Below are 21,129 nucleotides of genomic sequence, written 5' to 3' on the forward strand. Positions count from 1 at the left end.
AACTAATTTTTTGGTGGTGCTGGCGCTAAGACTTCTCGATTACCATTATGACCCGGAGCACTTACAATACCTTGCGCTTCAAGTTGCTCGACAATACGTGCGGCACGGTTATAACCGATCTTGAATCGACGCTGAACACCCGAAACTGAACCTCGACGTGAATGAACCACGTGCTCGACAACTTGATCAAACAAAGGATCAACTTCTTCATCGCCTTCCATTTTCTCACCCGGTAACAGTGCTTCTGGGGTTTGATCGCCGTTAGTAATCTCTTCAATATAGTTCGGTTTGCCACGTGCTTTCCAGTTATTCACAACCGCATGCACATCATCATCTGATGCAAAGGCACCATGTACACGAATGGTATGACTAGAACCCGGTGGTAAGTAAAGCATATCACCCATACCAAGTAGCGACTCCGCACCACCTTGGTCAAGAATGGTTCTAGAATCCGTTTTAGTCGATACGGTGAAAGCAACACGTGTTGGTATATTAGCTTTGATAAGACCTGTAATTACGTCTACAGATGGGCGTTGAGTTGCAAGAATCAAATGGACACCGGCTGCTCGCGCTTTTTGTGCCAAACGAGCAATCAGCTCTTCTACTTTCTTGCCCACTACCATGATTAAGTCGGCAAATTCATCAACGATCACCACAATGTAGGGCAGCTTTTCAAGCAATGGTGCTTCAGGGTCCATGCTGTCCCCCGGCTTCCATAATGGATCATGAATTGGGTGACCCGCATCAGCAGCCATCTTAAGCTTATCGTTGTAGCCTTTAATGTTACGAACACCAAGCGCCGACATCAGCTTGTAACGACGTTCCATTTCGCCTACACACCAACGAAGGGCGTTAGACGCATCTTTCATGTCAGTCACAACTTCAGACAATAGATGTGGAATACCTTCATATATAGACAATTCCAACATTTTCGGGTCAATCATGATGAAACGAACGTCTTCAGGTGATGCCTTGTAAAGCATACTCAAGATCATCACGTTCACACCTACAGACTTACCAGAACCAGTTGTACCCGCTACAAGAACGTGTGGCATTTTCGATAGGTCAGCAATCACCGCTTCACCTGCGATATCTTGCCCGAGGACTACGGTTGTTGGTGATTTCGCTTCTTGGAACTGAGTACTGCTTACCACATCTGAGAAGAATACCGTTTGACGACTCATGTTCGGTAATTCCAAGCCTACATAAGGCTTACCCGGAATAACCTCCACGACACGTACTGCCAATGCAGACAGCGAACGTGCTAAGTCCATTGAAAGCCCTGAGATACGGCTTACTTTCACACCGGGAGCCAAATCCAACTCAAATCGAGTAATCACTGGACCAGGGAAAATATCAACTACATCAGCCTTGATCTTGTAGTCCGCTAGTTTCGATTCAACCAGACGAGCAATCGCTTCTAGTGCGTCACGGTCGATAAAGGTTTCACGCTTTTCAGGATGGAACAACAATTCAAGTGTTGGCAACGGCTCTGCTGGCTTTGGCAAGTTCACATCTTGCTGAACTAAAAACGGATTTTGTGCCGCTGCCATATTAGCCTGTGCTTTAGACACTTTGCTTTGGAACGCAGCAACATCTTGGTCCTCATGTAAAGGCTCTTCTTCTGTCACTTCTTCCCAAGGAAGATCAACGATAGGATCTTGCCTTTGCTCTATTGATTTCGTAAGTTCAGACTGCTCTTGTCCATTAGACAAAGACTCCGGTTGTTCTGTGTTTTCGTCTTCTGCTCGTTCAATATCAAATTTTGAATTCGGTTCAAAGAACGGGTTTTCAGTCATATCAATAGGTGGTTCTTGCGCTGAAAACGCTTGTGACATTTCTCTTTGCTCATCCGCTGATGCAGCATACAACGACTCAGGTTGAACACCTTCTGAATCGAACTCAGTCTTTACTTTTTCTGTCCTACCCATTTCTGAGGCCGCATTATCAACGTCAATATCACTAGCAGCACTAACTTGTGACTGATCACTCTGCGCATATTCTTGGTATGAGGTTTGAGATTCGTGTGCACCCACCTGATCATGTTCAGCAAGATCATCTTCATACATAGCGGCACTTTCTAACTGTTCTATAGTCGCATTCAACTGTTTTGAACGCTCTACGCCCTCTTCCAATAACTCATTTGTATCTTGGACAGGGGGAACAAGGGGCTGCTCTACAGAGGCTCTCTCATTGTGGGCTGATGTTTTTTGTTCATTTGAGGAGGCAACCGTCTTATTAGGAGCCTCTACAGGCATGTGGATATTGTAATGGCGCCTTTGCGATGCAGTATCGTCTAACGTGCTTGTAGCAGTCTCTGAAGGCTCAGCTGTCGCAGGGAAACTCATTGCAGGATCAAAAGCGGTTTGATCTGCGTCTTTCGCGTCTTCAGTAAAAGATATATCCCGGTAAGTAGGCTCTTGATGACGCATTTCAAACCGATCTCGATCTGCCGACTCCTTCAACTCAGGTTCTAGCAGTTCTTGATCTTGTCCGCGTGCTCGATTGACTGCAGACGTAAAAAGTTTGAGCGCGCCTTCGCCTAGCCATTCAACAATACTTAGCCAAGAAATACCCGTTAATAGAGTAAAGCCAGCCCCCCATAAGAACAGGAGAACAAGTGTGCTACCAAGAATATTCAGAGTTGGAAGTGCAAGGCTACTTAGTACATCACCAACCACACCACCTGATGAAAAATACCAAATGTCGTCAAAATTGATATCCGCTAGACCACAACTAGTAAGAATCAGCACAGTAAGCCCAAGTAAGCGAGATCCCCATAACATGAAGTCTATCTGTTCATCTTCATTACGTTTTCGGAACAGCACCCATGCAGTAACCGTTACCAATATAGGTATCGGGTAGGCCAGAGAGCCAAATATAAAGAAAAGTGTATCCGCCAACCATGCACCTAGATAGCCACCCGCATTTTGAATGTCACCACCCCATGCCGTTTGTGACCATGATGGGTCTGCAGGACTAAAAGTTAATAACGCCACGGCAAGTAGAATAGAGAAAAGAACACCCAGTATGAGGCTGCACTCTTTTAGACGTTGAGAACCACTTAAACGAGGAGACTGAGGCTCTTCACTCGTTTTAATGATTGTTTCTACTTTATTACTGCTCTGCTTGAACATAAACCAACTTAATAATTGAACGAGATAAAAACACAGCGAGCGGACCAAGCCGCTCGTTTCAATGAAACTACTGTTGATTTAACCATATCAAACCAAAAAACCCAATTCCAGAAAGCAAGAAAGCGGAACAAAAGTCCGCTTTCTTTCATTTCATCAATTATGATTAACGAGTCTTAATCACAAGTTGATTAGTTTGTTTCACTTCTTCCATTACCACGTAAGTTCTAGTGTCGTTTACGCCTAGTAGACGCAGCAACGTATCACCTAATAACTTACGGTAAGCACCCATATCGGATACTCGAGTTTTTAGAAGGTAGTCAAAATCACCCGACACTAAATGACACTCTTGGATATCATCAAGTTTCTGAACAGCGGTGTTGAATTGCTCGAACACATCTGGAGCACCACGGTTCAACGTAATTTCAACAAACACTAAAAGTGAAGCATCGAGGTACTGTGGGTTCAGCAACGCTGTGTACCCATTAATGTAACCTTGACGTTCTAAACGGCGAACTCGCTCAAGACATGGAGTTGGAGAAAGTCCTACTCTTTTCGAGAGTTCAACGTTTGAGATACGACCGTCTTTTTGCAACTCATTAAGAATGTTGCGGTCAATACGATCTAGTTCCTTGGACGGCTTCTTATAATTGTCTGCCATTTTTTATTCCACCTTATTACTTCCTTGCAAAAAAATATACTACAACTTTTTAATATTCAGTATCAAATTTTATTTAAACCCATCTATACTAGCTATTAATTCGACAGAATTACCCTACACATAGATAAAACAACCAAAATAAAATAAGGAATCAGGATGATCATTGGCGTACCTAAGGAAATCAAAAACCACGAATACCGCGTTGGTATGACCCCAGCTAGCGTGAGAGAACTTATTTCACACGGCCACCAAGTTTTTGTAGAAACCAATGCCGGTAATGGTATCGGTTTTTCAGACGATGATTACATCGCTGTAGGCGCATCCATTCTTCCTACTGCTTCTGACGTTTTCGCAAAAGCAGAGATGATTATAAAGGTTAAAGAACCTCAAGCTGTCGAGCGAGCTATGCTTCGCGAGGGGCAAATATTATTTACCTATTTACACCTTGCACCAGATTTTCCACAAACTGAAGAGCTTATCAAGAGCAAAGCTGTCTGTGTAGCCTATGAGACTGTAACAGATAATATGGGTCGCTTGCCACTATTAGCACCAATGTCTGAAGTCGCTGGGCGCATGTCTATTCAAGCTGGTGCACAAACATTAGAGAAATCTAATGGTGGTTGTGGCCTTCTTCTTGGTGGCGTTCCAGGTGTTGAGCCGGCAAAAGTTGTTGTTGTTGGCGGCGGTGTTGTTGGTGCTAACGCAGCACGTATGGCTGTTGGCCTTCGCGCTGATGTTACAATCCTTGACCGTAACCTAGATACACTTCGTCGCCTGGATGAAGAATTCCAAGGCCGCGCAAAAGTGGTTTATTCTACTGAAGACGCTATCGAGAAGCATGTTCTAGAAGCTGACCTAGTGATCGGTGCTGTACTGATCCCAGGCGCAGCGGCTCCTAAACTGGTTACTAAAGAGCATATCGCTAAGATGAAGCCAGGTTCAGCAGTTGTTGACGTTGCAATAGACCAAGGTGGTTGTTTCGAGACTTCTCACGCAACCACTCACGCAGACCCAACTTACATCGTTGATGACGTAGTTCACTACTGTGTTGCAAACATGCCTGGTGCCGTTGCTCGTACTTCTACTTCCGCGCTAAACAATGCAACACTTCCTTACATTGTTAAGCTAGCAAACAAAGGCTACCGCGAAGCACTTCTGTCTGATGAAGGTTTCCTAGAAGGTCTAAACGTCATTCATGGTAAAGTGACTTGTAAAGAAGTTGCAGAGAGCTTTGACCTAGAATACGTAGACCCAGCAGAAGCTATCGCAATGTTTAACTAATGATGTAGTGACTAACTGAGCGTACATCTTCTCGTTGAAGCGTCCAGTTAACCCACACATAAAAAGCCAGTCCGACATTTCTCGAACTGGCTTTTTTGTATCTATAGCACTATCGCTCGTGAACTATGATCAACGGCCTGTCTTATACTCGTGAGATTTACCGGTCGCTCTTAACACCATGAATCAACAGATTTCGAGGCGTGACACTGCGATCACAAAACTCTTCGATGCTTGCCTCATATCCTTGCTCTTGCAAGTAGATAGCGCGATCTAAAGCTAGCCATATCTCTAGCGGTCGCCTGAAAACTTGCTGAACCAAACTCAGCTTCTCCATTTCCCAGAAAAGTTTCTCGCCTTGAGCAAAATAGAACTCAAAATCGATATCCGTACCAAGTGGTAACTCTTTCACTTCAGATGCCCACAGGCAAAATGATTCAAACCCGTCAGATAGCTCTGATTTCTTGATGCTCGGTACTGGGATGTATTCATCGATATTTAGCTCAGCCTTAAGCAGTTGGCAAAAACCCAAACGATAACTCATCTCTAACTGACGATGTCGCTTTACTCTTTCACCACCAGTAACCGTTTCTTGAAGTGGGATTCGTAAATCACTCTTACTCAGTGTTAAAGCGGATTTTTTCGCAACTGATGACATTGGTTGGTATTTTTCGTCACGAATAAGGTGATAACAACAAGGTGAGATAGTGACTGCTGGTAGCCCGTGTGAGACCGACTTTTTAACCAACTCAACATGAAGGTCGCCACAGGCATGCAGTGCGACAGCGTGTTGATTTGGATTAAATACCTCATCTGCACTGTCAGAAAACGCATCACCTTGAACAAACATCATTTCTAAACGTTGTGAATCTGCAATCTTTTGCCCGCTTTCGCATAGTGATTGTTGCCACTCGAAGCTGGTCACTTTTTGCTTCGATTGTTGAGATAAGATACGACCGAGGAAGCCCTTTCCAGAACACCACTCCAACCACTCTTTGCCGTGGTGATGGTCAAGCGAAGCCTCGCCCATCGAAACAATCTGTTGTAGCTTTCTTCCCGGAATGCCATCTTCGGTACCTCGTGGAAGCGTTAGCCCTTTAAGTGCTGTGGAAGTGAACTGAATGCTTTGATTCGCTTCCTCTAACTCGGGAAGAAAACCAATAAGCTCTTCTACCAACACTTGAGGCTGTTCTTTAAGAATCTGAATATTCTCGATACTCAATCTATCCAACCAATCGACAAGCGGGCGATTCACATCAACCCAAGGTTGTTGCTGAGTTTGGCATAGGTGGAAAGGATCTGAACGCCAGTAAACTTGGTTCTCAAGCAGGAATGAATCGAGTGTTTTAAATCGTGAATGCATGCTTCCCCCTATGGTGCGAGGATTGTAGGGGTAAGAAAAAGAAATAGAAAGGGTCGATATAAAAAGAACAGCAAAGAAAGATAGAAATCAGAAAGAAAAACGGCCTGTATCTACAGGCCGAATAAGAATCTAGATTTGCACGATGGGATTAACGAACAGGTAGCTCGATATCTTTAAACATCTCTTCAATCTCTTCATTCGATTTCAAAGAAATCGCTTGCTCTACTACAGGGCGAGTTAAGTGCGGTGCAAAACGCTCCATGAAATCAAACATGTAAGAACGCAGGAAGGTGCCCTTTCTAAAGCCGATGCTTGTGGTGCTTGCACCAAACAGATGGCTGGCATCAATGGCCACCAAATCAGTATCTTGTTCTTGGTCGATGGCCATACTTGCAATAACACCAACACCGATGCCCATTCGAACATAAGTCTTAATCACATCAGCATCAGTGGCTGTAAATACCACTCGAGGTGTTAAGCCAACTTTATTGAATGCTGTATCCAGCTCAGAGCGACCAGTAAAACCAAATACATAGGTAACCAGAGAGTAAGCAGCAAGATCTTCGATAGTGATATTTCGTTTTTGCGCCAGAGGATGATCTTTAGTAACAACTATTGAACGGTTCCAATGGTAACAAGGCAGCATAATCGCATCTTGGTAAAGATGAAGCGCTTCCGTTGCAATTGCAAAATTAGCCGTACCCTTAGCAACCGCTTCCGACATTTGGCTAGGCGTACCTTGGTGCATGTGAAGTGATACTTTTGGGTAACGCGCCGTGAAGCCCTTAATTACATCAGGCAGAGCATAACGAGCTTGAGTATGTGTTGTTGAAATATTCAATGTCCCCATCTCAGGATGAGTGTGTTCACCCGCAACGGATTTAATACTTTCAACACGGGCTAAGATCTCTTGAGAGATACGAATAATATCTTCACCAGCTTGAGTAACCTGCGTTAAATGTTTACCGCTACGTTCAAAGATCTGAATCCCTAACTCATCTTCTAATAATCTAACTTGTTTACTAATACCCGGTTGAGATGTGTACAAACTCTCTGCTGTCGCAGAAACATTTAGGTTATGGTTTACAACCTCAACAATGTACTTCAGTTGCTGTAACTTCATATTTAACCCCGTAATCCTTTACTCATTTCTGTGATAACTTATTTGTAAAGGGAGCGTTATAGTCTCGTGTAATATAATTAATAGTTATAACGCCTCAAGCCCTAAAATGACAGAAATATTGAGTTTTTATAGGTTAAAAAACAATACTACCAATAACGCTTTGCAACCTACTCCTCATTCTCATACATTAGTTAGTAAGTTTTGATTGCCGATTACGCTCAACAAGAGATAATGATAAATTGCAATTTACGAGTGCCGATACGCCATGGAATCGTGTATCCTTTCTAGTTAGCTATAAAAAACAACAAGCAGACACAAATATATGAATATTGGTTTAATCATTGCCTTAGTAGCCGTTCTTTTGGTGTTAGTTTTAGGCTACAACATCATGCTTCAATATAAAGTTAAGGTAGAAACAGCAAAGAAGCAGGAAGCTTCTCGTTATCTAACCATTATTGACGGAACAGAAGAGTTGATTGGCAATGCTCATCACATGCCTTTTAGCCAAGATCTTCTTGTATGCTTAAATAATCGAATTCTTGATGCATTGGAAAACATGTATCAACTCGACCCAAAAAATAAGCAACTAGCTCAACGCATCGAAAGCGTAAAGCAACAAATCACTCAGCTCAAAGAGAACTATCAAGGTGGCGAGAGCACTACTTTTCGAGTTCCAAGCAGTGACAAGCAGGCGATCATGATGCTTAAATTAGTTAAGCGCCTACGCGATACGGTGCGTAACGAGCACAATAAAGGCCGCTTCGAGACTCAGGCTTATGTAGTAGAAAACGCTCGTCTAGAAACGATTCAGATCCGCATCAACATCGAGAACGTTATTAAACGTGCAAATGACTCTATCTCTCGTGGACAACCGGGAACGGCGATTCAGTTACTACGTAAAGGTATAGATGCACTAGCAACCAAAAACGATGCATATTCTAATCAAGCAAAAGAAAAGCTTCAGCAGATGCTAAACGACCTTGATCAGAAGCGCCTAGATAAAAACGCACAAGATTTACAACAAATAGAATCTAAAGAGCGTGATGACGATATGGATGCCCTCTTCGGTCAGAAGAAGAAGTGGTAAGAGTTTAACTAAAATGCTTAAAGGCCACTTTATCTATAGTAAATAAGTGGCCTTTTTTGTGCCTATCGAATTTCCTTCCCCGATATAGGGAGATCTCTTCAGCTGTGATAAAATCCCGCATTATCAACAAACTTGCCCCGAACATGTATCAAGAATTATTAGATCCAATTCACTCCTTTCTTAAAGCTGAAACGCCAGATTCATGGATCGATGAAGCCAAAAAGCCAGAAAACCTGCACATCATTCTACGTGATCACATGCTTTGTGAGCTTAAAGCGGCTCAGAGCGCTCTGTTCCTTATCCGTAAGTACGCGGTTGATAAAGAGAGTGCAAAACAACTGAATGAGTGGATCCTGCCATACGAGCAGTTTGCTTATCGTCGTATCGGAGATCTAGAGTCACTTCGTGGTAAAAGCAACGTATCAAAACAAATCACAGCGAAAGATGGCTGCAATTATGGTGCAGACCTGATCGAGAAAATGGTGTTACTGATCAAAGAAGAGCTGCATCACTTCTACCAAGTACTAGAATTGATGGAAAAGAAAGGCGTCACGTACCAACCGATAGAGGCGGGTCGCTATGCTAAAGGTTTAATCAAACAAGTAAAAACTTACGAGCCAGATGCTCTGGTCGATAAACTTATAATCGGCGCCTTCATTGAAGCTCGTTCTTGTGAACGCTTCGCGAAACTTGCTCCTTTCTTAGAAGAAGACATGGAGAAGTTTTACGTGTCTTTGCTTCGCTCAGAAGCGCGTCACTATCAAGATTACCTTGAGTTAGCAGAGCAGATCGCAGGCAAAGATATCTCCGAGCGTATTGCTCACTTCGCGCAAGTAGAAGCTGACTTAATATCTTCAGAAGACAGTGATTTTAAATTCCATAGCGGTACTCCAGTTTAAGCTCAGCATAGTAAATCCAAACCAATTTATGTCTCATCAATAAATAAGGAGGCCAGCAAATTGCTGGCCTTCTTATTTTGCATCGCTATCTACAGATAAACTTACACAAGCGTGCCGTTAATCTCAGCAAGAACCGCTGCAGGGTCTACAGCTTGCGTAATTGGGCGGCCGATAACAAGATAGTCAGACCCCGACTCAATCGCTTTAGACGGCGTCATGATACGCTTCTGGTCACCAACATCAGCACCTACAGGACGAATACCAGGAGTCACTAGCTTAAACTCCTGACCAAGAGCACCTTTCAGTAAAGAAGCCTCTTGTGCTGAACATACAACACCGTCTAGGCCAGAGTTTTTAGTAAGAGAAGCCAATCGCATTACTTGCAGTTGTGGTTCTAGGTCTAAACCGATACCCGCTAGATCAGACTGCTCCATGCTGGTAAGTACCGTCACACCGATTAACAACGGACGATCTTTACCATATGGTTCTAAAATTTCACGCGAAGCCGTCATCATACGCTCACCGCCACTGGCGTGTACATTCACCATCCAAACGCCTAATTCAGCGGCAGCACGCACTGCTTTTGAACATGTGTTAGGGATGTCGTGGAATTTAAGGTCTAAGAATACCGAGAAACCACGCTTATGTAATTCACGAACAAACTCAGGGCCAAACAAGGTAAACATCTCTTTGCCGACTTTTAAGCGGCAAGATGCTGGGTCAATACGATCAACAAAGGCTAACGCATCCGCTTGGTTGTCATAATCCAAGGCTACAATGATTTTTTGGTCGTTCATTTCATCTCCTAACGCAGTTAACTTTCTACAAAATATCTACTCACCTACACATAGCGGGTGATAAATAACAGTCATAAAAATGCAGCCCGAAAGCTGCAATTAAAAATTTGGTCTTAAAATGACCACAAATCTATTCACCATCAAGCCCACGAATAGGCTTGATCGTCCCCCACCCTTTACATGAAGGACAGTGCCAATACATTGAGTGTGTTGAGAAACCACACTGATGGCAACGATAATGCGGCTTAAGCTTCAATTGTTCACCCACCATAGACTGTAGAGTAGTTAAGCTTTCTTTCGCTCGGCCTTCTTCTGCTTCAGCTAGGTGGTAATCGATTAGTCGATAAAAACCTTTCATTGTTGGGTTTTTGACAAGTTGCTTAGTCAGTAGTTCTTGGGCTGACCCGACATCTTCATGGTGAGCAACCAACTGAGCAAGCATCAGTTCAGCGGATACTCCGGCTTTCTTCTGAATACAAGCTTTAAGGAACTCGACCAATTGAGCTTCCCGTCCGATCTTGTGGTAACACTCTGCAAGGGTTGGCAATACCTCACTAATAAAGTCGATATCTTGCTCGAGAACCGACTCCAGACAAGTAATTGTCTTTTGATAATCTTCGTTTGCTAAATGGAACTTACCTAAAGCAATGCTAGCACGAACACATTTAGGGTCTTCAGATAAAGCCTTCTTAAAGTGTTGAAGTGCCTTAGCGCGATTACCATCAGCTTGTTCTTGCATCGCAAGCTCACACCAAAAATGTGCAACTGTCGCACGCATCTTCATTTTCTTCTTACCGAGTTTCACTAAGATATTTCCGTAATGGATAGCTTTGTGCCACTCTCGTGTTTGCTGATAAATAGCAACCAACTGCTGTAAAGCACCCTCTTTATGATCGGGTTCTTCGACAAGCTGTTCAAAGATCTTCTCGGCGCGGTCGAGAAAACCAGAGACCATATAGTCTTTAGCTAACTGTTGTAGTGCGAGGTTTTTCTGATCGAGAGTAAGCCCCGAACGAGAGATAAGATTTTGGTGAATACGAATAGCACGGTCGACTTCACCCCTTGAACGGAACAAATTGCCCAAGGCCAAGTGCGTATCGATGGTTTCATTGTCTACTTGAAGTAGCTCGATAAAATGATCTACTGCTTTGTCAGATTGGTCCGACAGCAGTAGATTCAAACCCGTCACATACTGACGGGAGATCTGGTGTGATTGTTTCTGTTTTTCTTGCTGAGCATTACGATTACCCATATACCAACCATAAGCAGCGGCAATTGGTAAAAGTAAGAACAGTAACTCTAACATCAAATATAGCCTTAAGCTTTAGTGGCAGCAGCTACCTGCTTTGATTGCTTATTAAGCTGTTTTTTCAAGCGATGAATTTTCAGCTGAGATCGCATGTGCATATTACCAAAGACTAACCAAGCAAGGCCAAAGCCTGAAACGAAGACCACACCTAATAAGCTGGATAAGTGGAAGTCACCTTGTGCTAGCAGATAATTGAAGTTCACAGTGGTTTGGTTCTGAGAGCCTAAAGCCAGTGCAATTAGGAAAAGTGCGATAACGGCGACTATTTTTATAATTTTCATAGTTCATCACTCATTGGTTGGTTAGCTGTACGATTATGCAGGAAAATTGCTAATCAGACCACCATATTATGGTCATAAAAAAGCGGCATACATTGTAGTATGCCGCTTTTCTTAATTCCGATAAATGGACTACAATCCTGAATTTACTCTTTCACGTAGCTCTTTACCCGGTTTAAAGTGAGGAACGTATTTACCTTCCAATTCTACCTTGTCGCCAGTCTTTGGATTACGTCCAACACGAGGTTCACGGTAGTGAAGAGAAAAGCTACCAAAACCGCGAATTTCGATTCGATCACCACTTTCTAATGTTGAAGCCATATGCTCTAAAATGTCTTTTACAGCGTCTTCAATTTCTTTAGCAGAAAGGTGCGTTTGCTCAGCGCACAGTCTTTCAATCAATTCAGACTTAGTCATAGTTACCCTCGTTGGTTTTCTTTTTAGAAATTATAGACCTATCGGAAAAATAAGCAAAAAAAAAGGAGCCTTACGGCTCCTTTCTTAGCTATATAGCTATAATTCTCTTAATGAGAAGCTATTATTCGCCTTTAGCAGCTTTGAATGCGTCTGCCATTGCGTTACCGAACGCGCCTTCATCAGACTTGTTCAGTGAAGCCATTGCTTCTTGCTCATCAGCTTCATCTTTAGCTTTGATAGATAGGTTGATTACGCGGTTCTTACGGTCTACACCAGTGAACTTCGCTTCAACGCTATCGCCAACGCTTAGGATTAGAGATGCATCTTCGATACGGTCACGAGAAACTTCAGAAGCACGTAGGTAGCCTTCAACGCCTTCGATTAGCTCGATAGTAGCGCCTTTAGCATCAACTGCAGTTACAGTACCGTTTACAAGAACACCTTTCTTGTTGTCAGCAACGTATGCGTTGAACGGGTCGTTTTCCATTTGCTTAACGCCAAGAGAAATACGCTCACGCTCTGCATCTACTGCTAGAACAACAGCAGAGATTTCGTCGCCTTTCTTGTATTCACGTACAGCTTCTTCGCCTGCAGCGTTCCAAGAAATGTCAGATAGGTGTACTAGACCGTCGATACCGCCTTCTAGACCGATGAAGATACCAAAGTCAGTGATAGACTTGATCTTACCAGTAACTTTGTCGCCCTTAGCTTGCATTTCTGCAAATGACTGCCATGGGTTAGCTTTACACTGTTTCAGACCTAGAGAGATACGACGACGTTCTTCGTCGATATCAAGAACCATAACCTCAACTTCGTCGCCAACATTAACAACTTTAGAAGGGTGGATGTTCTTGTTAGTCCAATCCATTTCAGAAACGTGTACTAGACCTTCAACGCCTTCTTCGATTTCAACGAAGCAGCCGTAGTCAGTTAGGTTTGTAACACGACCAGAAAGCTTGTGACCTTCTGGGTAACGCTTAGCGATTGCTACCCATGGATCTTCGCCTAGTTGCTTAAGACCTAGAGAAACACGAGTGCGCTCACGATCGAACTTAAGAACTTTAACTAGGATTTCGTCACCAACGTTAACGATCTCTGATGGGTGCTTAACACGCTTCCAAGCCATATCTGTGATATGTAGAAGACCGTCAACACCGCCAAGATCAACGAATGCACCGTAGTCAGTAAGGTTCTTAACGATACCTTTAACTTCAGTACCTTCTTGTAGAGTTTCAAGAAGTTCGTCACGCTCAACACTGTTTTCAGATTCGATAACAGCACGACGAGAAACAACAACGTTGTTACGCTTCTGGTCTAGCTTGATTACTTTGAACTCTAGCTCTTTGTTTTCTAGGTGAGCAGTGTCACGGATAGGACGTACGTCTACTAGAGAACCAGGAAGGAAAGCACGGATACCGTTAAGTTCAACAGTGAAACCGCCTTTAACTTTACCGTTGATGATACCAACAACAGTTTCAGCTTCTTCACAAGCTTTCTCAAGTACGATCCAAGCTTCGTGGCGCTTAGCTTTCTCACGAGAAAGTTGAGTCTCACCGAAACCATCTTCAACAGCGTCTAGAGCTACGTCTACTTCAGCACCAACTTCAACTTCAAGTTCGCCAGCAGCGTTCTTGAATTGTTCAGCAGGGATAGCAGATTCAGACTTAAGACCAGCATCTACAAGAACGAAACCGTTCTCGATAGCTACTACAGTACCTTTAACGATGCTGCCTTGTTGGAATTCAGTTTCAGATAGAAACTCTTCAAAGAGTTGAGCAAAAGATTCAGTCATTATTTAATCTTCAATAATTAAACGTCCATGGGTATCCTACCGCATGGGGTTGATAAATTCGCCGGTCATCATCCTTGCGACCAACGTTCTTACTCGCTCGGTGAAATTACCCAGCCAGCTTCGATTCAATATAGTGTAGCGCTTTTTCTACTACTTGCTCGATGTTCATCGAGGTAGAATCAAGCACAAGCGCATCCTCAGCTGGGCGTAATGGCGCAACTGGGCGATTACGATCTCGATCGTCTCGCTCTTGGATCTCGCTCAAAAGGTCGTCAAATTTAACATCTAACCCCTTCTGTTGCAACTGTTTAAGGCGGCGACTCGCGCGCTCTTCAGCACTTGCATCTAAAAATATTTTGGCTTCAGCTTCAGGAAACACAACCGTTCCCATGTCACGGCCATCGGCGACCAGACCAGGAGCTGAGCTGAATGCGCGTTGACGACGAAGTAAAGCTTCACGAACGCGAGGTAAAGCAGCCACTTTTGAAGCCGCCATTCCAGTCTCTTCTTTACGAAGCTCACCAGACACGTCTTCACCTTCTAAGATAACCTTAACCAAATCGCCTTCCGCAATAAACTGCACATCTAAGTGAGTTGCAAGCGGTACTAAAGCTTCTTCTGATTCAGTATCGACACCGTGGTGAATTGCAGCTAAAGCCAGTACGCGATAGATCGCACCTGAGTCTAGAAGATGAAAGCCTAGCTTATCTGCTAGTAACATACACAGGGTACCTTTACCTGCACCACTTGGTCCATCAACCGTAATCACTGGGCTTTGAGAAGGCATCTTTTACTCCACGTTTTGTCGTAAATTTTATTCTGTACTAGCGATTCGCTACTACTTTATAGGCGGCATATTATAGAGAAAAATTGGAAGTCGAGCGAGGTAAATCTCATATAATTCAGAGTGGATGATGCATTAGCAAATACAATCGACTCAATATCCGCCAGCTTAGGCGAGTAGACACGTGCACATTTTCTATCGGCATAAAAAAGCCTCGCAATAAGCAAGGCTCATGATTTTTCATTTAGTAGAGCAAAGAAGTAGTGGCTCGAAGAAATTTAACCAATAATAGCGCGAACCGCTTCTAAGTCTTCTAGAGTATCCACCCCTGCAGAAGGCGCTTCCATTGCAACGTCTACGTGAATTTTCTCGCCGTACCACAGTACTCGTAGTTGCTCTAGACACTCAATACGTTCAAGGGTACTTGGTTCCCAATTGATGTAAGTATTGATAAAGCCCGCACGGTAAGCGTAGATACCGATATGACGCAGTAAAGGAGATTCCGCAGCTGTACCATTGTTCGCGTAAGCATCGCGATCCCAAGGAATCGTCGCACGACTAAAATACAAGGCGTAACCGTCTTTATCGGTGACAACTTTAACGGCGTTAGGGTTAAATACTTCATCAGCGTGAGTAATTTCCACACCTAGTGTTGCCATCGGAGCAGTACTGTTCGCAAGATTGTTGGCAACCTGATTAATGATTGCAGGTGGGATAAGTGGTTCATCACCTTGAACATTCACGATGATATGATCATCAGGAATCTTCATGACTTCAATCACTTCAGCTAAACGCTCTGTACCCGAGTCATGATTCGGTGATGTCATACAAACAGTGGCACCAAATGCTTTAACCGCTTTTTCAACTCGGGCATCGTCAGTAGCGATAATAACGTTATCAGCACCTGCCTTCATTGACTGTTCGTATACCCATTGAATCATCGGTTTTCCACCAATGTCAGCAAGTGGCTTCCCTGGCAGACGGCTCGATTGGTATCTTGCAGGTATAACAACCGTATAAGACATTACTTACCCTCATCCATCGAAACAGTGCGCGCTTCAGGCTCTAGAAGAACAGGAATTCCCTCTTTGATTGGATAAGCAAGACGGTCAATTTTACAAACAAGCTCTTGCTTATCCTTGTCAAAAGTTAGTTTACCTTTACATACAGGACAAGCAACGATCTCAAGCAGACGGTGATCCATAGTATTCCATAACCTCTTTTATTCTTTTTAAAATTTGCTGTTGCGAATCTTCATCAAACTGCGCAGAAACTGGAAGATACCACCAGTTGTCTTGAGCATATTCTTCGCATTTTACAGCGTCTTTTTCTGTCATAATCATATTCATACCTTTCTTTGCTAAGGTATGAAGTTCATCTTTATCAAAATCTTGATGATCGGAGAAGCCTTGAGTGAAAACCACATCACCATCAAGTTCGTCTAGTGTTTTAAAAAAGCGTGGCGGATGGCCTATTCCTGCAAAAGCCACCAGCTTCGGTAATTCTGCTACTGACTTTTTCTGTCCAGTCTTTAGATTAACCGCTTCACTAGGCAACAAAGACATTGAGAACTCTCGCCCTTGCGCCTTTCCACCATTGTTAATCAAGAAATCGACATCATCTAAACGTGATACTGGCTCTCGCAATGGACCCAGTGGAATTAGGCTCTCATTACCGAAACGTCTTGCACCGTCAATAACTGAAAACTCAATATCGCGTTCAAGCGCATAATGTTGCAGTCCATCATCAGTGATAATGACATTAACACCTTCACTCAGCAAAGCCTTCACTGCATTTGCACGTACAGGGTCAACCGCAACAGGGCAACCGGTTCGCTTGCGGATCAAACGAGGCTCGTCACCCGAATGTTCGGCTGGCGTATTTTCATCTAGCACGAGTGGATAGTTTGGCGCTTTAGCCCCATAACCTCGAGACACCACACCAGGTTTAAAGCCATTGGCTTGCAGCATCTCAACTAGCCAGATCACAACAGGTGTTTTGCCATTACCGCCAGCGGTTATGTTACCAACAACAATCACTGGTAGAGCTGGTCGATAAGTCTCTTTTTTACCAGATAAGTACGCATCACGACGTTGACCACTGATCATTTTGAACAGCAGGCTCAATGGCCACAACAGTGGCCAAAGAAGATATTTCAACGGATGATTGTTAAACCAAATCTTTTCGATCACAACAACGACCTAATCTTATCCGCTGAACTGAATTCGATGCAGCTGCGCGTAAGCACCATCATGTTCAATAAGTTCTGTGTGCGCGCCTCTTTCTACAATTTGGCCATCATCAACCACTAAGATCTCATCGGCTTGCTCGATAGTTGATAGACGGTGAGCAATCACCAATACAGTCTTATCTTTTTGTAGCTCTTCCAATGCAGACTGGATCGCTCTTTCTGATTCAGTATCCAATGCAGAAGTCGCCTCATCAAGAATCAGTACAGGTGCGTCTCTTAATAGAGCACGGGCAATCGCAATACGCTGTCTTTGTCCACCAGAAAGGCTCGCGCCGTTTTCGCCAACAACGGTATCGATGCCATTTTCCATGCCTTCGATAAACTCACTTGCATGAGCAAGCTTAGCGGCGTGTTCGATCTGTTCGCGGGAATATTGCTCTTCTGCCGCATAAGCGATGTTGTTCGCCACCGTGTCGTTAAATAGGTGAACATTTTGAGAAACAAGAGCAAAGTGCTCACGTAGGTTTCTCAATTCGTAATCACGAATATCGTGTCCATCAAGCTCGATAGAGCCCGAATCTACGTCATAGAAACGAGTAAACAGGTTAGCGATAGTACTCTTGCCCGAACCAGACCGGCCAACAAGAGCGACCGTCTTACCTTTCGGAATATTGAAACTCACCTTATCAAGTGCTGGTTTCTCTGCACCATCATAAGTAAACGTCACATCTTTTACAGCAACCTCACCAGCTACCGTTTTAGGCTTCAACGTACCGGTGTTTTGCTCAGTATCTAGATCCATCAAACCAAATAACGTGGTACTTGCTGCCATACCGCGTTGGAATTCAGATGTTACGTTGGTTAACGCTTTTAACGGACGCATTAAACCAAACATCGCAGAGAACACAACCGTGAAGGTACCCGGCGTTAGCTCTGCCTTGATCGAATCAACACTAGCAAGCACAAGAACCACCACAATCGCAACCGAAGCAATCATCTGAATAATTGGGTTCGCAGCGGCTTGAGCGGTGATCAACTTCATGCTTTGTTGACGCATCTGGTTGCTCACCTTATCAAAGCGGTGTTTTTCTAGATCTTGACCACCGTATGTTAGAACAACTTTATGCCCCTTCAGCATTTGTTCTGCTGAAGAAGCAACATGACCCATGCTGGTCTGCATGTTTTTCGAAATCTTCCGGAATCGCTTCGAGACGATGCCAATCGCCCACGCCACAAGAGGGGCGACAGCAAACAACACTAAAGACAACTGCCAACTATTCCAGAACATCAGTGTCAACAAGCCAATAATACTTGCACCTTCACGTACAATACTAACTAAAGCCTTACTCGTTGCGGCAGACACTTGCTCTGAGTCATAAGTAATTCGAGATAGCAATGCGCCCGTCTGCTCTTTATCGAAGAAAGAAACTGGCATATGCATGAAGTGACTAAATATTTTACGACGAATTTCCATAACCACGTTGCCAGAAACCCAGCTCAAGCAATAGGTTGAAACGAAACCGCTGACACCACGAATAAACATCATGGCAAAAACAATGAAAGGAAGTGTACGTAGAAAATCAGACTCAGCGTTGCCGAAGCCTTCATCAAGTAAAGGTTTTAGCAAGGAAATCATATAGGTATCAGAGACGGCATTAATAATAAGTGCAATAACCGCAACACCGAGGCCAGCCTTATATAGTCGAATATAAGTCCAAAGTCTTTTAAATGTGACCCAGGTGGTTTCATCTGTTTGTGTTGACATAAAATCGCTTAATTTTCTCACAATAATCTATCTATTCTACTCCCTTACGAAGCATCTGCCTATACCACTGCCCACCTTGTTGTTCTCTAATCGTATGATATTTCCAACCTTCCTGATTGACAGTGATGGTTATTTGGCCACTTTCTCCTGTATCAAGCCAAACACTGCCCACATCTCGATAACGTTCAATAACAGATGAGTTTGGCATCCCCCACTGATTACCTTTTGCTAAAGAAGCGATTGCCACTTGAGGTGAAACCGCCTCGAGAAATCGAGTAATAGAAGACGTGTCGCTACCATGATGCGGGACCAGCATCACATCGCTCTCAAGCCGTTCTCCTTCACGAGAAAGTAACCACTCACTGACGAGTTCAATATCACCAGTTAGCAACATAGAGAACCCTGAACTGGGCTCTGATACTCTTACCACACAAGAATGTGGATTGTACGCTCTCTCCACGCGTTCAGGAGGCCAAAGAACTTCAAAAACAACATCTTGCCAAGTCCAAACTTTCCCGATAGTACATGCTCGAAGATTAGATTCCGCTGGTGCATTTGTGCTTTGACTAGTTCTTATCCACTTTGGATCGTAATAGCCAAGTAACGCCGGATAACCACCAGCGTGATCAGAATCAAAATGACTCACAATCACCCCATCTAGTTCGTTAATCCCCCTTCGATTTAATGTAGGGATAAGCAAAGATTCGACAATCGAGCCACCGGCCCACACATTACCAAGGTCGTAAACCACAACTTGATTATTCTTTTCCAGAACCAATGATAACCCGTGTCCGACATCCAAAATGTCGATGGTTAACCTGTCCTGCTTAAGGCTGATCGACCCCCACCACAGCACAAACACCGCAATGACGAATATCGATAGAGCCTGTTTAAGGTACTTGTTAATGAAACCGAAGAATAAAATGAGAAACACAGACAACGCCATCGTGTGATCATCAACTTGAATCCAAAAACGTTTAGAAAAAGGAAGGCTATAAACCAGAGGCTCAAGCGACAAGTCAACCAACGTCCAAAGTTGATCAGCAAGAACGTTTGCCATCAGTGCAATACTACTTGCCCAAAGTGCTGATTCAGATAATAGGCTGATAAACATTGCCGAAAACAGCAATGGGATCGTCACTATCGAAACCCACGGCAAAAGGAGTAAGTTATAAAAAACAGAGACTAAACTGACGCCTTTAAAGAACAGTATAGAAAGGGGAGCAATCAGTATCGTCAACATTAGTTGAATCTTAGTAAGGGTTAACCCTCGATTCATCAATGTAAGATTTGAAGATGATGAATTATTATTTAGAGCAATATAAAGAACCACCCCTAGTGCGCCAAAGGATAACCAAAAGCTACTCGACAAAACTGAAAACGGCCATATAAGTAAAACAACGCATAAGCTTAAAGTAACATACCGAATCACGCCTATATTTTGACCCCGCCACAAAAAATAGCTCGCAACAACACACATCACCAAAGCCCTCAACGTTGGCAAAGTAAACCCAGCAAACCAACTGTAGAAATACGCCAACCCAAGTCCTAGTAACGTCGGTAACCAAAGAAGCTGAGGTGATAATAACCTAGCGAGCTTTCCCAGTTGATAACCGATCCCAAAAGCAATGCCAATATGAAGCCCTGAGATGGCCACTAAGTGGATCAACCCACTGCTTTTCAGTAAATCCCAACGTTCAGGGAGGATAAGTTCTCGATAACCAAAACCTAAAGCCATCATGAGATCTCTATTCTCCAATTGATTTAACCTTTGAAGGCTATTTTCAAACCACTTGGATCGTAAATTCGTACTAGAATAGATTCGATATTTGGTACCCGCTCTGTAAGTTGCATTGGCAACAATACCAGTGCTAAACAGATATTTTTCTAAATCAAATCCCGCCTCATTGAGTTTGCCCCACACCGGTTTTATTGAAACGGACAAATGGACACTATCTCCAAGCGTCAACTTGAAAGGTGTAAATAACCTCAATTTTATCAATTGAGGGAAGATTAGTTTTTCGCCACCAATTGATCTAGCTACTATTACACTTTCAAAACCATGGCTATTTTCACTAAAAAGGCTAACAACCGAAGCATTTATGGTAGTATTCTGTCCTGATTGAAATAATCGACCTGTCTGCATTTCAATCGCATTCCCTAGGCAGATAACTAGTATCAATGCTGTTACTGAACCTCTTGCACTCCGGAAAACGCTATACTTTGTTGACGTTATAAGTAATAACATCAT

18 protein-coding genes are annotated in these 21,129 nt (G+C 43.4%); 3 read left to right on the forward strand and 15 right to left on the reverse strand.

The genetic code is table 11. From position 1 onward, the window contains the following. Positions 1–2: 2 nt before the first annotated feature. Together OCU50_RS09030 and lrp are read right to left on the reverse strand one after the other, a co-directional pair. A complete protein-coding gene (locus OCU50_RS09030) occupies positions 3–3,137 on the reverse strand; it encodes a DNA translocase FtsK (protein WP_060468042.1) in 3,135 nt (1,044 codons plus the stop codon). 163 nt (positions 3,138–3,300) lie between these two features. Then, positions 3,301–3,795 carry a leucine-responsive transcriptional regulator Lrp gene (gene lrp / locus OCU50_RS09035; protein ID WP_060468043.1) on the reverse strand — a complete coding sequence of 165 codons (495 nt, stop codon included), beginning with the start codon at positions 3,793–3,795 and terminating at the stop codon, positions 3,301–3,303. 156 nt (positions 3,796–3,951) lie between these two features. Here lrp and ald point away from each other — a divergent pair, with 156 nt between their 5' ends. Continuing rightward, positions 3,952–5,076 carry an alanine dehydrogenase gene (gene ald / locus OCU50_RS09040; protein WP_060468044.1) on the forward strand — a complete coding sequence of 375 codons (1,125 nt, stop codon included), beginning with the start codon at positions 3,952–3,954 and terminating at the stop codon, positions 5,074–5,076. A gap of 157 nt (positions 5,077–5,233) precedes the next feature. On the opposite strand, the gene OCU50_RS09045 is transcribed toward ald, so the two are convergent. Both OCU50_RS09045 and cysB read right to left on the reverse strand, forming a co-directional pair. Continuing rightward, on the reverse strand, positions 5,234–6,436 hold the full coding sequence (locus OCU50_RS09045; protein WP_060468045.1) for a methyltransferase: 1,203 nt from the start codon (positions 6,434–6,436) through the stop codon (positions 5,234–5,236). A gap of 148 nt (positions 6,437–6,584) precedes the next feature. Then, entirely contained in the window at positions 6,585–7,559 is a 975-nt protein-coding gene (cysB, locus tag OCU50_RS09050) for an HTH-type transcriptional regulator CysB (RefSeq protein WP_060468046.1), read from the reverse strand. A 322-nt stretch (positions 7,560–7,881) separates the two neighbouring features. Here cysB and OCU50_RS09055 point away from each other — a divergent pair, with 322 nt between their 5' ends. Both OCU50_RS09055 and miaE read left to right on the forward strand, forming a co-directional pair. Then, positions 7,882–8,646, forward strand: a complete 765-nt coding sequence (locus OCU50_RS09055; protein WP_060468047.1) for a hypothetical protein — start codon at positions 7,882–7,884, stop codon at positions 8,644–8,646. 104 nt (positions 8,647–8,750) lie between these two features. Then, positions 8,751–9,545 carry a tRNA isopentenyl-2-thiomethyl-A-37 hydroxylase MiaE gene (gene miaE / locus OCU50_RS09060; RefSeq protein ID WP_279614546.1) on the forward strand — a complete coding sequence of 265 codons (795 nt, stop codon included), beginning with the start codon at positions 8,751–8,753 and terminating at the stop codon, positions 9,543–9,545. Between the two features lie 101 nt (positions 9,546–9,646). Here miaE and pyrF read toward each other — a convergent pair whose 3' ends face one another. The 11 genes from pyrF to OCU50_RS09115 form a co-directional block, all read right to left on the reverse strand. Then, the gene (gene pyrF / locus OCU50_RS09065; RefSeq protein WP_060468049.1) at positions 9,647–10,342 is read right to left on the reverse strand and encodes an orotidine-5'-phosphate decarboxylase; all 696 of its coding nucleotides are present in this window, start codon (positions 10,340–10,342) and stop codon (positions 9,647–9,649) included. Between the two features lie 130 nt (positions 10,343–10,472). Continuing rightward, entirely contained in the window at positions 10,473–11,648 is a 1,176-nt protein-coding gene (lapB, locus tag OCU50_RS09070; RefSeq protein WP_060468050.1) for a lipopolysaccharide assembly protein LapB, read from the reverse strand. 11 nt (positions 11,649–11,659) lie between these two features. Further along, the gene (locus OCU50_RS09075) at positions 11,660–11,932 is read right to left on the reverse strand and encodes a LapA family protein (protein WP_017057039.1); all 273 of its coding nucleotides are present in this window, start codon (positions 11,930–11,932) and stop codon (positions 11,660–11,662) included. Between the two features lie 129 nt (positions 11,933–12,061). Then, on the reverse strand, positions 12,062–12,346 hold the full coding sequence (ihfB, locus tag OCU50_RS09080; RefSeq protein WP_010439923.1) for an integration host factor subunit beta: 285 nt from the start codon (positions 12,344–12,346) through the stop codon (positions 12,062–12,064). Between the two features lie 121 nt (positions 12,347–12,467). After that, positions 12,468–14,138, reverse strand: coding sequence for a 30S ribosomal protein S1 (rpsA, locus tag OCU50_RS09085; RefSeq protein ID WP_017057038.1), 1,671 nt, complete (start codon positions 14,136–14,138; stop codon positions 12,468–12,470). 106 nt (positions 14,139–14,244) lie between these two features. Further along, positions 14,245–14,925, reverse strand: a complete 681-nt coding sequence (cmk, locus tag OCU50_RS09090) for a (d)CMP kinase (protein ID WP_017057037.1) — start codon at positions 14,923–14,925, stop codon at positions 14,245–14,247. A gap of 275 nt (positions 14,926–15,200) precedes the next feature. Further along, the gene (kdsB, locus tag OCU50_RS09095; RefSeq protein WP_060468051.1) at positions 15,201–15,947 is read right to left on the reverse strand and encodes a 3-deoxy-manno-octulosonate cytidylyltransferase; all 747 of its coding nucleotides are present in this window, start codon (positions 15,945–15,947) and stop codon (positions 15,201–15,203) included. Beyond that, positions 15,947–16,126, reverse strand: a complete 180-nt coding sequence (locus tag OCU50_RS09100; RefSeq protein WP_004736429.1) for a Trm112 family protein — start codon at positions 16,124–16,126, stop codon at positions 15,947–15,949. Before OCU50_RS09100 ends, kdsB begins: the two co-directional genes overlap by 1 nt. Continuing rightward, positions 16,107–17,114 (reverse strand): tetraacyldisaccharide 4'-kinase, encoded by a 1,008-nt coding sequence (gene lpxK / locus OCU50_RS09105; RefSeq protein ID WP_060468052.1) that lies wholly within the window; start codon positions 17,112–17,114, stop codon positions 16,107–16,109. Before lpxK ends, OCU50_RS09100 begins: the two co-directional genes overlap by 20 nt. Before the next feature lie 15 nt (positions 17,115–17,129). Continuing rightward, positions 17,130–18,878 carry a lipid A ABC transporter ATP-binding protein/permease MsbA gene (gene msbA, locus OCU50_RS09110; RefSeq protein WP_060468053.1) on the reverse strand — a complete coding sequence of 583 codons (1,749 nt, stop codon included), beginning with the start codon at positions 18,876–18,878 and terminating at the stop codon, positions 17,130–17,132. Positions 18,879–18,909: 31 nt separating this feature from the next. Beyond that, entirely contained in the window at positions 18,910–21,024 is a 2,115-nt protein-coding gene (locus tag OCU50_RS09115; RefSeq protein WP_082710337.1) for a DNA internalization-related competence protein ComEC/Rec2, read from the reverse strand. Between the last annotated feature and the right edge of the window lie 105 nt (positions 21,025–21,129).

This window comes from Vibrio toranzoniae, assembly GCF_024347655.1.
Classification (GTDB): Bacteria; Pseudomonadota; Gammaproteobacteria; order Enterobacterales; family Vibrionaceae; genus Vibrio; species Vibrio toranzoniae.

Excerpts from the sequence above, each read along its gene's own strand:
- pyrF (WP_060468049.1), bottom strand. The coding sequence starts at position 10,342 with ATGAACGACCAAAAAATCATTGTAGCCTTGGATTATGACAACCAAGCG.
- lrp (WP_060468043.1), bottom strand. The coding sequence starts at position 3,795 with ATGGCAGACAATTATAAGAAGCCGTCCAAGGAACTAGATCGTATTGAC.
- OCU50_RS09115 (WP_082710337.1), bottom strand. The coding sequence starts at position 21,024 with ATGCAGACAGGTCGATTATTTCAATCAGGACAGAATACTACCATAAAT.
- OCU50_RS09030 (WP_060468042.1), bottom strand. The coding sequence starts at position 3,137 with ATGTTCAAGCAGAGCAGTAATAAAGTAGAAACAATCATTAAAACGAGT.
- OCU50_RS09045 (WP_060468045.1), bottom strand. The coding sequence starts at position 6,436 with ATGCATTCACGATTTAAAACACTCGATTCATTCCTGCTTGAGAACCAA.
- lapB (WP_060468050.1), bottom strand. The coding sequence starts at position 11,648 with ATGTTAGAGTTACTGTTCTTACTTTTACCAATTGCCGCTGCTTATGGT.
- kdsB (WP_060468051.1), bottom strand. The coding sequence starts at position 15,947 with ATGTCTTATACGGTTGTTATACCTGCAAGATACCAATCGAGCCGTCTG.
- cysB (WP_060468046.1), bottom strand. The coding sequence starts at position 7,559 with ATGAAGTTACAGCAACTGAAGTACATTGTTGAGGTTGTAAACCATAAC.
- cmk (WP_017057037.1), bottom strand. The coding sequence starts at position 14,925 with ATGCCTTCTCAAAGCCCAGTGATTACGGTTGATGGACCAAGTGGTGCA.
- msbA (WP_060468053.1), bottom strand. The coding sequence starts at position 18,878 with ATGTCAACACAAACAGATGAAACCACCTGGGTCACATTTAAAAGACTT.
- OCU50_RS09055 (WP_060468047.1), top strand. The coding sequence starts at position 7,882 with ATGAATATTGGTTTAATCATTGCCTTAGTAGCCGTTCTTTTGGTGTTA.
- OCU50_RS09075 (WP_017057039.1), bottom strand. The coding sequence starts at position 11,932 with ATGAAAATTATAAAAATAGTCGCCGTTATCGCACTTTTCCTAATTGCA.
- ald (WP_060468044.1), top strand. The coding sequence starts at position 3,952 with ATGATCATTGGCGTACCTAAGGAAATCAAAAACCACGAATACCGCGTT.
- OCU50_RS09100 (WP_004736429.1), bottom strand. The coding sequence starts at position 16,126 with ATGGATCACCGTCTGCTTGAGATCGTTGCTTGTCCTGTATGTAAAGGT.
- ihfB (WP_010439923.1), bottom strand. The coding sequence starts at position 12,346 with ATGACTAAGTCTGAATTGATTGAAAGACTGTGCGCTGAGCAAACGCAC.
- rpsA (WP_017057038.1), bottom strand. The coding sequence starts at position 14,138 with ATGACTGAATCTTTTGCTCAACTCTTTGAAGAGTTTCTATCTGAAACT.